The organism is Ornithinibacillus bavariensis, from assembly GCF_018333235.1.
Lineage (GTDB): Bacteria > Bacillota > Bacilli > Bacillales > Amphibacillaceae > Ornithinibacillus > Ornithinibacillus bavariensis.
In genome coordinates this window covers 231,664-244,654 of sequence record NZ_BORP01000002.1, presented here as the reverse complement: position 1 = coordinate 244,654, position 12,991 = coordinate 231,664, and the positions used below count along the sequence as shown (strand labels likewise).

Sequence of the window (12,991 nt, the reverse complement as noted above, 5' to 3'; positions counted from 1 at the left end):
ATCCACATATGGATACCTTTTTACCTTATCAGGAATCATTTTCTATCTGTGACTTTCTTCTTTTGTACATAAAAAAGGATACAAGATAAAATTGCTAAACCTAATATAGCAGCAAACAATAGTATTGATATTACGTCACTAGCTATGCCAAGCTCGTCTGCTAATACACCTTCCGTCCACAATAACTGTGCTGCTATTACCGATAGCATAACAGATGATCCGATTACCATTAAACCATTCATATAATACTTCGTTTTCGGTACAATAAGTAGAATCAATATAATGAGTGAGAAAACAAATAGCATCGTAAACATAGGTCTAAGTAAAACAAAGGTATCTATTTCACCAACGTTCATATCCTACACTCCATTTCCATCGTGTTACTTTTTTAAAGCACGTGTCGCTATAAATGTTTTAATATGATTATCTAACAATCTTGTACCACCAAAATCATCCTCATAAAATCCTGTAATAACAAAGCCAGCATCAATCTGTCCTTGAATTTGATCTTCTAATGTATGACCAAATTCAAACGTTTGTTTGTTTTTTCTAAACTCCTCTAGCTTTTCCTTAGAAAGTGCTTCTAAATCAGAATACGGAATTTTATGCTTAACCTCTAATTTCCCCTTCATTTCCGCTTCATCATCAAAAATATATAGAAGAGGATTAGTAAATCCAGCGATTAGAATGCCACCTTCCTTAAGCACCCTTGCAGCTTCCTTCCACACTGGTAAAACATCATCCACAAATACATTTGAAACAGGATGGATAATCATGTCATATGTATCCTCTTCTAAAAAATGAAGGTCTTTCATATTGCCTTGTATGGTTGTAATATTCAGCCCATCCCGTGTTGCCACATACTTATCCTGCTCTAATTGCTTCAAAGACATATCCACAACGGTCACATCTGCTCCAGCTGCAGCTAAAACAGGACCTTGTTGTCCTCCACCCGAAGCCAAGCATAGTATCTTTAATCCTTTTATAGAATCCGGAAACCAACCTCTAGGTACTTTTCTTACAGTAGTAACCGTTATTTCCCAATCCCCTGTTTTACTCTTTTCTATAATCTCTTTTGCGACTGGTTTTGTGTATGTTGCTCCATCCTCTACTTTTTGGTCCCAGGCGATTGAATTTTGTTTTATAATATCCATGTTTATCCCCCAAATCAAAGTTTTCCAAATTTATTATAACACAGATATGTATCCCTTTTTCACAATAGGAAATTGCCGTTTAAACAAAAAACTGTTACACATTCACTGTGTAACAGCTTTTCTTTTGCTCTTATTTCCCTTTCATATCTAATGCCCATGTTCCATTTCGGAATACCGGTTCTGTTGATCCATCTGCTTTTACACCATCGATATCAAGCTTCTCAGAGCCAATCATGAAGTCCACGTGTACAAGGCTATCATTGACACCAGCCTTATCTAGTTCCACCTCACTCATAGCTGATCCACCTTTCACATTCGTTGGGTACGCTTTACCAAGTGCGATATGACAAGAAGCATTTTCATCAAATAATGTGTTGTAGAAGATTAAGCCTGATTGAGAAACAGGAGATTCGTGTGGCACTAGAGCAATTTCTCCGATACGACTTGCACCTTCATCTGTTTCAAGTAGATGTTTTAATGTATCTTCACCTACTTCAGCCTTGAAATCAACAACCTTTCCGTCTTTGAATGTTAGGCTAAAGTTGTCGATAAGGCTTCCACCATAATTTAATGGCTTTGTACTTGATACCGTTCCATTTACACCATATTTATGTGGCATGGAGAAAACTTCCTCTGTTGGCATGTTTGGATTAAATGTAATCCCCTTTTCTGATACTGCAGAACCACCCTTCCAAATATGTCCTTCTGGAAGCTCCATTTCCAAATCTGTACCTGGTGCTTTGAATACCAGCTTTTTATAGTTCTTATCATTTAAGATTTCACGAGCTGTTTTTAAGGTTGCATTATGCTCATCCCATGCTTTAATCGGATCTTCTTGGTCAACACGAACAATTTTAATGATAGCATCCCAGAGACTTGCTATTGCATCTTCACGAGATTTTTCCGGGAAAATTTTCTGTGCCCAATCACCTGTTGGAATCGAAATAATAGACCATGTAATTTTGTCGTTCATTGTATACTTACGAAAATTTGTCATTGCAAGTGCTGCTGCTTTATTTGCTTTAGCTACTTTTGTAGGATCAATATCCTTTAATAAATCTGGATTTGTTGATCGAATCGAAAGAACTGCCGCTCCATCTTCAGCGTACATATCGTGTAGCTTTACCTTCCACTCTGGAAAGTGCTCTAATACCTCATCTGGAGCATATTGATATTTCCAAAGTGTTAAATCATCATCTCCCCAGATAATATGTACATCCTTTGCACCTAACTCATATGCCTTTTTTGCAACAATCTTTGTAAACTCTGCACCCTCAATGGTAGAGTTAATCATTAATGCTTGACCTTTTTGTATATTTACACCTTTACGTAAAGCTAATTCTGCATATTTCTCTTGTGTTTGCTGTGATACCATATTGAAACCTCCAAATATTAAATTCATTGTATTGTTATTATTTCACAAAATACTAAAATATCCAACTAACTTCTATTCGTATAACCAGCTTTTATGTCATTTTTTGTATTTTACTTCTTCATTACGTTATGTTAAAATTGTTATAGTTACTTTTTGTAAGCTAATGAAGACTTCCGATGCCGATAGTGAGGTGATCTGAGTGAGTGAACTATGCCCACGTTTTGAAAAAGCCATGCAAATTATTAGTAAACGCTGGGTCGGACTTATTCTTTTTGAATTGTTAGACGGTGCTAAGCGTTTCTCTGAAATGGAATCCAGTTTACCTATTAGTGGGAGACTACTTTCTGACCGTCTAAAGATGCTTGAAAAAGAAGGCATTGTCGATCGAAATATATATTCCGAATTTCCAGTTCGTATTGAATATTCACTATCCAAAAAAGGTGAATCACTTCGTCCTGTTATTGAAGACATCCAGGACTGGGCAAATAAATGGATTACAAAGGAAGAATTAGAAGAAGCATAGGCTATTAACCATTATCGCATTTTGGAAGAGTATAGCCAATTAACATTTTAGCTCTCATCAATGGCGATTGGTCTTTCAGAGCCAGACAAATAGACATTACAAATAAATCAAGATTAACCCAAGTCTATTAAAATACTTCTTTATGTAATTTTAACTTTCCTTAGTAAACTGTGATCTATTAGAATCCCTCTAATAGAAAGATTTGTCGAATGTTTAATTTAGTCCCCAGGCTGGGGACTTTTTTTACATACTAGCCTTCCCCTTCATATATTCTAATAATACATATGATGCTACACGGCTTGTCATATTCCGAATATCTATCGTTGGATCAATTTCTACGATATCCATTGCTTTTACAGATTCATGCTGTGCAGCGAAGTGAATTCCATTCAATAATGTAGTACTATCCATCCCACCAGGACCGATTGCTGGACACCCAGGGGCAAATGCCTGATCCAAGACATCCATATCCACTGATAGATAAATATGGTTGGTGCACTTTGCTAATCTGTCAATCTCTTGTTCTAAAATAGCATTCAGCCCAATTTCTCGCACAGTTGCCATTGTATAAACGGTTACTCCCTGTTCCATAGCATAATTATGATACTGCTTGGCATTCGTAAAATCACGGATTCCAATTTGGACTAAATCCCGTCCATCTATAATCCCTTCCTCTAGCAACCTTCTAAATGGCGTTCCATTTGTTGGTCCACCATCTTCCATATTCCGTAGATCATGATGGGCATCGAACTGGATAATACCAACCGAGCCAAGTTGCTCCTTAAAAGCGCGAATAGAAGCATAGCTGACAGAGTGATCCCCACCTAATAAAAACCAATTATTTACAGCCTTTGTCTGGTAAATATCCGATAATCCCTCATATAACCGAGTATGATTTCCGATGGTATCGGTAGGGTGCATTTCTAAGTCCCCAAAGTCTATTATCTCATCTGTCAACTCTATACCAATCTCTCCGGCATAATTCGAGTAGCTTTGTAGTGCTTCACGGATGGCACCGGGAGCAAATGCCGCACCAGAATAACTAATGGATGATTTGGATAATGGGAGACCGATAATTCCGTATTTAGCACTCTTTCTTGGTAGCCAGTTCGTTAATAGCTCCTTTGCCTTCGTTGTATAGCGGTCCTTAAAAATAGCTTTACCAGCAGGCCTCAAATGACGTATTTCTGTCATCGTATCGCCTGCCTTTCAAAAATTACTTTTCCATTTTTAATGACGGTATTAGCATGGTTTACCCCATAATGATACGGGATATATAAATAATTTGGTGCATCCCATAAAACGATATCTGCCTTCCTACCAACTGCAATTGAACCTGCAACTTCTCCTCTTCCAATAGCATGTGCAGCATTTACCGTAACTGCATGCCAAATTTCTTCAGGGGATAGTCTCAGTTTTAATGCCGCAATAGACATAATGAGCTGAAGGTTTTCCGTCACCGAACTACCTGGATTGAAATCAGTTGAAATAGCGATAGCTGCACCAGCGTCTATCATTTGTCTTGCTCTTGCATAATCATCTTTACCAAGATAAAAGCTAGTGCCTGGCAAAATAACACCGATAGTATCGGAGTTTGCTAGTTTTTCTATTCCTTCGTCAGAGGTAACTGCTAAGTGATCTCCACTTACTGCACCTAGTTCTACCGCAAGCTCCGTCCCACCTAGTGTATCAATCTCATCGGCATGTATTTTAAGACCGAATCCCATTTCCTTTGCCTTCATTAAATATCTACGCGACTGCGGAACAGAGAATACACCTGTTTCAGTAAAAATATCAACAAACTCTGCAAGCCTCTCTTCTCGTATTGGTTCAAAAAGCTCACTCATGTATACCAAAAATGCCTCTGGATTATTCTTATAATCTTCTGGAATAGCATGTGCACCTAAAAAGGTAGAAACAATATCCAATGGATGCTTCTCATTTGCTTCTTTTACCACCCGAAGCTGCTTCATTTCTGTATCATGGTCAAGCCCATAGCCACTTTTTGCTTCAACAGTTGTAATGCCATGCATTGCCATCCGATCAAGATGAAAGAGTGCTTTTTCTAAAAGCTCCTCAAAGGATGCTGCTTGTGTTGCTCTTACCGTAGATAATATTCCTCCACCTTGCTTTAAAATTTCTAAGTACGGAATTCCTTGTTGCTTAAGCGCCATTTCCTTTTCACGGGACCCACCAAAAACGAGGTGGGTATGTGGGTCAACTAATCCAGGGGTAACAAGCCTACCTTTTGCATCCATTACATTCGAAGCTTCTAGAACTTTAGCTTCATCTCCTGACCCAATCCAAACTACTTGGTCATTCTTTATCCCAATTGCAGCATCGTGCCAAACAGTTAGTTCAGACATTGCCTTCCCTCGAACAGGGCCCTTTTTATCCATGGGCAGTAACTCACCAATATTTGTTATTAGAATATCAACCTGCACTTTATTACCTCCTCATAGGAATCGTAATATCATGTTCCTCTGCAAAATTAATTGCTTTTTCATAGCCCGCATCGGCATGGCGGATAATCCCCATTCCAGGATCGGTAGTGAGTACTCTTTCTAGTCTCTCCCTAGCTAATTCCGAGCCATCCGCAACAGCTACCATTCCAGCATGAAGTGAATATCCCATTCCGACACCTCCACCATGGTGGAAAGAAATCCAAGACCCACCTGCTGCAGTATTAATTAATGCATTAAGTACTGCCCAGTCACCAACTGCATCACTACCATCCTGCATCCCCTCCGTTTCACGGTTTGGTGAAGCAACGGAACCGCAATCAAGGTGGTCACGCCCAATAACTATAGGCGCTTTCAATTCACCTTTACGCACTAATTCATTAATTGCTAATCCCATTTTCACGCGTTCCCCATACCCTAGCCAACAAATTCGAGATGGTAATCCTTGAAAAGCCACACGCTCTCTAGCCATATCTATCCAACGGATTAATGCTTCATTTTCTGGAAAAAGCTCCTTAATCAATTCATCTGTGCGATAAATATCTGCTGGATCGCCAGATAATGCTGCCCAACGGAACGGTCCTTTTCCTTCACAAAATAGTGGTCGAATATATGCTGGAACAAAGCCAGGAAAATCAAATGCATTTACGATTCCTTCATCCTTTGCAACCTGACGAATATTGTTACCATAGTCAAAGACAACAGAACCTCTTTCTTGATAAATTAACATCGCATCTACATGTCTAGCCATACTTTGCTTAGCAAGAGTCATATATTTCTCCGGATTTTCTCTTCGCAAAACCGCTGCTGCTTCAACTGAATAACCAATAGGAATATAACCATTTAGAGGATCATGGGCAGATGTTTGGTCTGTCACTATATCAATTTTGATCTCTTTCCTAAGTAGCTCATGGTGAACTTCGGCAGCATTTCCTACTAACGCAATCGATAATGCCTTCCCTTTTTCCTTCGCTTCATTGGCTAAGGCAACCGCTTCATCTATGGTTTCCGTCACGACATCACAATATTTCGTCTTGATTCGCTTTTCGATTCTACTTCTATCAATATCGACGTCAATCACAACACCTTCATTCATGGTGACTGCTAGTGGCTGAGCGCCTCCCATACCACCAAGCCCTGCCGTTAAAGTAATCGTTCCTTTTAAAGTACCGCCAAAATGCCTTCTAGCAACCTCAGCAAATGTTTCATAGGTTCCCTGTAAAATACCTTGTGTTCCAATATAAATCCAGCTTCCAGCAGTCATTTGGCCATACATAATAAGCCCTTTCTTATCCAACTCATGAAAATGCTCCCAGTTTGCCCATTTTGGAACAAGCACTGAATTAGAAAGTAACACTCGTGGCGCATAACGATGTGTTTTAAAAACACCAACAGGCTTTCCTGATTGGATCAGCATTGTTTCATCATTCTCTAGATTACGGAGCGTTTTAACAATTGCATGGAAGGCATCCCAATTACGTGCTGCCTTTCCAATTCCACCGTAAACAACTAATTCCTCAGGGTTCTCAGCGACCTCTGGATCCAAATTGTTATACAGCATCCGAAGAGCAGCTTCCTGCTCCCAGCCCTTACACTCTAATTCCAAGCCCTTTTTCGCACATACCTTTACCTTATTCATAAACCCTCACCTCTCCTTTTAAATTCGTAACATCACTTTCCTGTGACTCTTTTAACCAATCCGCTAAATTTTCAATATCTATGGAGAAAATTCGATCCTTTGTAATACTAGGAACGATGTATCTTGCCTTTTCATAAAATAATCGCGTTTTCTCTGCCATTTTTTCGATACCGCGATATTCAACTGCTTGCATGGCACATATAAGTTCTATTGCTATGACACGTCTTGTATTTTGCAGCATAGATAGTGCATGCCTTGCTGCTATTGTTCCCATGCTCACATGATCCTCTTGATTAGCAGACGACGGAATGGAATCGACACTTGCTGGATGTGCTAGTGTTTTATTTTCTGACACAAGAGAAGCCGCACTATATTGCATAATCATTGCTCCTGACTCTAAGCCTGGTTTTGGACTTAAGAAAGCAGGAAGATCATTTAATTGTGGGTTCACCAGTCTTTCGATTCTTCTTTCTGATATATTTGCAGTCTCTGCTATACCTAGCTTTAAAAAGTCCATTGTAAAAGCAATTGGCTCACCGTGAAAATTTCCACCAGAGATTACCTTATTGTCATCGGAGAAGATTAATGGATTATCCGTAACAGCATTTATCTCTATCGTTAGTTTTTCTTTTGCATAATGTAGTGTCTGCCAGCACGCCCCTAGAACCTGAGGAATACATCGTATCGTATAGGCATCTTGAACACGCATTTCTCCTTGCGCTGTTGTCAATTCACTATCACGTAAAATCTCTCGTATGCGTTTCGCTACTTCCATTTGCTCCTGATGTCCCCTTACACGGTGAACATCTGCATCAAATGCATCCATGATTCCGTGTAATCCTTCCATTGTCATGGCAGCCGTAAGCTCACTTTGATATAAAAGCTTTTCCATCTCTAAATACGTGATAACTCCAACTGCCGTCATTGCTTGTGTCCCATTAATGAGTGCTAAGCCTTCCTTTGCCTTAAGTGATATTGGTATTAAACCCACTTGTTGAAAGGCATCCAATGTATGCATCCTTTTCCCTTGATAAAACACTTCACCCTCACCTAGTAAAACAAGTGCTAGATGGGAGAGCGGAGCTAAATCGCCACTCGCACCAAGTGACCCTTGTTGCGGAATCACTGGTGCTATACCAACATTCAGGATATCGATTAATTGTTGAATAAGCTCTGGTCGAACTCCTGAATAGCCCTGTGCAAGCGCATTTGCTCTCAGTAAAACCATCACCTTACTTATTTTTTCATCAAATGGTTCTCCCACCCCACATGCATGTGAATGGATTAAATTGAGTTGAAGCTCTTCTAGATCATCTTCCTCTATCAGCACATCACTAAATTTTCCGAAACCTGTATTAATTCCATACATCACACGTTTTTCATTTAGCATTTCTTCTACTGTTTGCCGATTTAGTTCTATCTTCTTTCGTTGAATATCACAAAGGGTAACAGACTCGTGCTCCATTACAACACGCTTTATATCTTCCAAGGTTAATGAATTCCCGGTTAATACAACCATTTCCTACACCTCCATAGTATCGTTTTAGCAAGTTAAAGTGTTCAAATAAAAAGGAGGCTTGCGATCCTTAGACCAAGCCTCCTTGATTATTAAGCTGTAGATGATACTTCAGTTTATGAATCACCATTCCAGCACCTCATATGTTCTCACTATTCTTACTTTTCATTGTAAGCGTTTACTTTAAATATTTCAATGGTTTTATTAATGAATCTCATCTAGTTATGATGTGTATATTCTTTCTATCATTCATTTCAAACCTTATTTACTGTTGAAATGATGCTTACAGTCTTTCTGTGATTCATTTCAATCCTATTCTACGGTTGAAATGATGTTTATAGCCCTTCTATCGTTCATTTCAATCCTCTTCTACGGTTGAAATGATGCTTACAGTCCTTCTATGATTCATTTCAAACCTTATTTACTGTTGAAATGATGTTTATAGCCCTTCTATGATTCATTTCAGTCCTCTTCTACGGTTGAAATGATGCTTACAGTCCTTCTATGATTCATTTCAAACCTTATCTTCTGTTAAAATGATGCTTACAGCCCTTCTCCAACATAAAAGACACCCACTTCATTTGAGTGAGTGTCTTTCCACTTCTATTCCTTTCCTTTCACCTGACCTGGCTCCCAAAATTCAATCCCAGATGTATCATCTAATATTTCTCGATTGAAAACTGGATCCTTTCCAGCTCTCCTTTGTTCTCGGTAATCTTGAAGGACTCGATGGACAATTTTATATAGTTTCATTATTGCATAAAGGTTTATTAATGCCATGATTGCCATTGTCAAATCGGCTAGTGCCCAGACAAAGTCAAAGCTTGCTAGAGCTCCAAATGCCACCATCGCTAATACAGCTAATCGATAGATAAATAACCAGCCTGGACTATTTTTAATATATCCAATATTACTTTCTCCGTAATAATAGTTACCTAAAATCGAGCTGTAGGCAAATAGAAATATAGCAACTGCTACAAATATGCCAGCCCATGGGCCTATATGCTGTGTAATGGCATTCTGGGTTAATTGAATACCGTCTAGTTTGCTGCCAGCATAACCTCCTGCTGATAGGATAATAAATCCAGTTGCCGAACAAATTAATAACGTATCAAAAAACACCCCTAATGCCTGAATTAGTCCTTGTTTAACTGGATGGGACACTTCTGCTGTTGCTGCAGCATTTGGTGCACTACCCATTCCGGCTTCATTCGAAAATAGCCCCCGCTTAATTCCCATCATAATAGCTGCTCCAAAGCCGCCTCCAGCTACCTCTTTAATTCCAAAAGCATTTGCAAAAATTAACGAGAATATCTCTGGGATTGCATCAAGATTGATGATTATTACATAAAAAGCAATAGCCAAATAAAGAATTGCCATGATTGGAACAATAACCTGCGACACATTAGCAATGCTTTTTATCCCGCCGAAAATAACGGCAGCCGTTAGTATTATCAACACAACCGCTATTGTGCCTTCCGAAATATTAAATTGTCCTTCAAATGCTAAACTAATTGTATTTGATTGTACAGAATTAAATACAAGTCCATATGTAAACGTAATCGTGATAGCAAAAACAACTCCTAACCAGCGATTTTTAAGACCTTTTTCCATATAGTATGCTGGCCCACCACGATATTGATTTTTCTCAGGCACCTTATAAATTTGAGCTAACGTACTTTCTACAAAACCAGATGCAGAACCAAGTAGTGCAATGACCCACATCCAAAAAATTGCCCCTGGTCCACCTACTGCTATAGCAGAGGCTACTCCTGCAAGGTTTCCTGTTCCAACTCTTGAAGCAGCACTTATTGCAAATGCTTGAAAGGAGGATGTACCTTTTTTACCTGATGCATCGATTGTACGCTTATCAAACAAAACACGTATCATTTCAGGAAAATTAAGAATCTGGATAAACTTTGTACGAATTGTGAAATATAATCCTAATCCAATCAGAACAATAATAAGTATGTATGACCATAACACTTCATTAATAGAATCAACTAGCCCTTCTAAAAAACCCATTAAACTTCCCCTTTCAGTAACAGACATCTAATCTCATTATTATTAATTAGCATAACCAATTATGAAAAAATCCCTCAAAAAGAAAGAAGCCTATTAAAACTAGACCTCTCTTCTCAAGGCTACTATTCATACTCTAAGAAAATTCTAAACGTAATATTTCTACAAGGCTTTATTTATTCCAAGGATAGCTTGTTCCAAATCGTGCTGCAAACTCTTTGGAATTCCTTCTCCGTTCTCTTCTAAGTTCAGCTCGTTCCTTTGCACCTTCATGTAGTAATTTCTCAGATTCGGTAACCGGATATACCTCTGGTACTGGAATAGGGCGCAAATCTTCGTCAACCGCAACAAAGGTTAGGAAGGCTGTTGCACAAACCTTGCGCTCACCAGATAGAAGATCCTCTGATACTGCTTTAACAAATACCTCCATCGATGTATTTCGAGTATAGGTTACAAAGGCTTCTACACAAATAGAGTTTCCTTCTTTAACAGGCTCTAAAAAGTCCACTGAATCCGTCGAAGCAGTTACAACCGCTTTACGGCAATGTCTTACTGCTGCAATTGCAGCTACATCATCAATATGTGCCATTAATGTTCCACCAAAAAGTGTTCCGTGATAATTCGTGTCTGGTGGTAATACATGGGAAGTTTTTACTGCTAATGAATCGGAACAAGGTTTTCTTTTCATGATGAATTCACTCCATTTATTTTTTCGTTTTGTTATAGTATTGGTGATATTAACCGCGAGATGGACTCTTTTATTTTAATGCCTACGGATCGTTTACTGTACAGTTTTTTCGTCATTTGTGTTGAATTCTCAATATCAATATGGAATTCTTTTACTAGACTGGAAGCTAGAGTTCTATTATATAAAAAAGCATTCACTTCGAAATTCAATCGGAAGCTCCTCACATCAATATTAGCTGTTCCTACGGATGCAATTTTCCCGTCAACCACGATTGTCTTGGAATGAAGGAATCCCTTTTGATAGATATACACTTCAGCACCAGCCTCTAGCATATCTCCAACATAGGACAAGGTTGCCCAATAGACAAATGGGTGGTCAGGCTTATTAGGAATCATGATTTTTACATCAACACCGGATAATGCTGCGATACGAATGGCATCCTTTAAGCTCTCGTCTGGAATAAAATAAGGAGTCTGTATGTAAACATAATCCTTAGCTGACAATATCATCTTAATATAACCATTTTTGATTTGCTCCCAGTCAGAGTCAGGTCCACTTGAAACTATTTGTACCCCAACATCGCCACAGGAATGTGTTGTATAATAACGATCATCATACAGAATATCATTCTTTGACGCCTGATTCCAATCCAAAATGAAACGGGTTTGCATCCCTTGAACCGCATCCCCACATATTCTCAAATGGGTATCACGCCAATGACCGAATTTTTTACTCTTCCCTACATACTCATCACCAATATTGAAGCCACCAATATATCCTATTTCCCCATCAATAATTGCTAGCTTACGGTGGTTTCTATAATTAATTTTAAAATTAATTTTAGGAATCAGTGAAGGAAAAAATGCTGCTACTTGAATTCCCGCCCGTTTTAATGTACGAAGATATTTAGGACGTAGATATCGTGTTCCAAGTGCATCATATAGTAGTCTAACCTCTACACCCTCTTGTGCTTTCTTAATTAACATATTTGCTATTCGTTGTCCGAGCTCATCATGACGTATAATATAGTATAAAAGGTGTATATGGTCTTTAGCAGCTTCCATATCATTTAACAATGCCTGAAATTTTTCATTTCCATCTACAAATAGATCCACCTTATTATTCTGAGTAAAGATTGCAGCATCATTTCGCAAATGTAAATAGTATAAATCCCGATACTCTGCTAGGTCATTAAAAATGAACTCATCATTTTCAATTGCTCTTATCTGAGACTGAACCTTTGCCTTTACGCCAAGCTTTGCCTTTGCGTCCCAAGTAAAAATACGCTTTCCACTTATTCTTCGTCCGAAAATTAAATATAGAAAAAAACCTACCACAGGGACAAATAAAAGAACCATTAACCATGCCCATGTTGCTGACGCATCTTTTCTTTCTAAGAATACTATTGAAAGTCCTAATGTAATATTAAAAATTATTAAAGCTAGAAATATATAGGGCATAATTTCCATGCTATTTACCCCTTTTAATCATAATAATGAAGCAATAAATGAAAGCTAAGGAAGGCATAAAATTGCCAATTTTTTCACTTTCTCTTTTTATTGAAACTTTCCTTTAGCTTACGTTGTGATAAAATCGATTATACAGAACAATT

Annotated in this window: 11 protein-coding genes; 1 reads left to right on the top strand and 10 read right to left on the bottom strand. The window is 38.4% G+C overall.

Features of this window, described 5'->3' with window-relative positions; translation table 11 throughout:
* Positions 1-35: 35 nt before the first annotated feature.
* The 3 genes from KI338_RS07005 to KI338_RS06995 all read right to left on the bottom strand — a co-directional run bounded on the left by KI338_RS07005 (position 36) and on the right by KI338_RS06995 (position 2,529).
* Complete coding sequence (locus KI338_RS07005; RefSeq protein WP_212920293.1) at positions 36-356, bottom strand: hypothetical protein; 321 nt, start codon at positions 354-356, stop codon at positions 36-38.
* 24 nt (positions 357-380) lie between these two features.
* The gene (locus KI338_RS07000; protein WP_212920292.1) at positions 381-1,154 is read right to left on the bottom strand and encodes a class I SAM-dependent methyltransferase; all 774 of its coding nucleotides are present in this window, start codon (positions 1,152-1,154) and stop codon (positions 381-383) included.
* A gap of 130 nt (positions 1,155-1,284) precedes the next feature.
* Positions 1,285-2,529 carry an aminopeptidase gene (locus KI338_RS06995; protein WP_212920291.1) on the bottom strand — a complete coding sequence of 415 codons (1,245 nt, stop codon included), beginning with the start codon at positions 2,527-2,529 and terminating at the stop codon, positions 1,285-1,287.
* Between the two features lie 199 nt (positions 2,530-2,728).
* Between KI338_RS06995 and KI338_RS06990 the strand changes: the two genes are divergently transcribed.
* Complete coding sequence (locus KI338_RS06990) at positions 2,729-3,052, top strand: winged helix-turn-helix transcriptional regulator (RefSeq protein ID WP_280530736.1); 324 nt, start codon at positions 2,729-2,731, stop codon at positions 3,050-3,052.
* 243 nt (positions 3,053-3,295) lie between these two features.
* Here KI338_RS06990 and hutG read toward each other — a convergent pair whose 3' ends face one another.
* The 7 genes from hutG to cls all read right to left on the bottom strand — a co-directional run bounded on the left by hutG (position 3,296) and on the right by cls (position 12,848).
* Complete coding sequence (hutG, locus tag KI338_RS06985) at positions 3,296-4,246, bottom strand: formimidoylglutamase (protein WP_212920290.1); 951 nt, start codon at positions 4,244-4,246, stop codon at positions 3,296-3,298.
* Entirely contained in the window at positions 4,243-5,451 is a 1,209-nt protein-coding gene (gene hutI, locus KI338_RS06980) for an imidazolonepropionase (RefSeq protein WP_212920592.1), read from the bottom strand. The genes hutG and hutI overlap by 4 nt, the downstream gene beginning before the upstream one ends.
* Positions 5,452-5,500: 49 nt before the next feature.
* A complete protein-coding gene (gene hutU / locus KI338_RS06975; protein ID WP_212920289.1) occupies positions 5,501-7,153 on the bottom strand; it encodes a urocanate hydratase in 1,653 nt (550 codons plus the stop codon).
* Positions 7,146-8,672, bottom strand: a complete 1,527-nt coding sequence (gene hutH, locus KI338_RS06970) for a histidine ammonia-lyase (protein WP_212920288.1) — start codon at positions 8,670-8,672, stop codon at positions 7,146-7,148. The genes hutU and hutH overlap by 8 nt, the downstream gene beginning before the upstream one ends.
* Before the next feature lie 600 nt (positions 8,673-9,272).
* On the bottom strand, positions 9,273-10,694 hold the full coding sequence (locus tag KI338_RS06965; protein ID WP_212920287.1) for an alanine/glycine:cation symporter family protein: 1,422 nt from the start codon (positions 10,692-10,694) through the stop codon (positions 9,273-9,275).
* 169 nt (positions 10,695-10,863) lie between these two features.
* Positions 10,864-11,379 carry an acyl-CoA thioesterase gene (locus KI338_RS06960; protein WP_212920286.1) on the bottom strand — a complete coding sequence of 172 codons (516 nt, stop codon included), beginning with the start codon at positions 11,377-11,379 and terminating at the stop codon, positions 10,864-10,866.
* A gap of 32 nt (positions 11,380-11,411) precedes the next feature.
* A complete protein-coding gene (gene cls / locus KI338_RS06955) occupies positions 11,412-12,848 on the bottom strand; it encodes a cardiolipin synthase (protein WP_212920285.1) in 1,437 nt (478 codons plus the stop codon).
* Positions 12,849-12,991 lie beyond the last annotated feature (143 nt).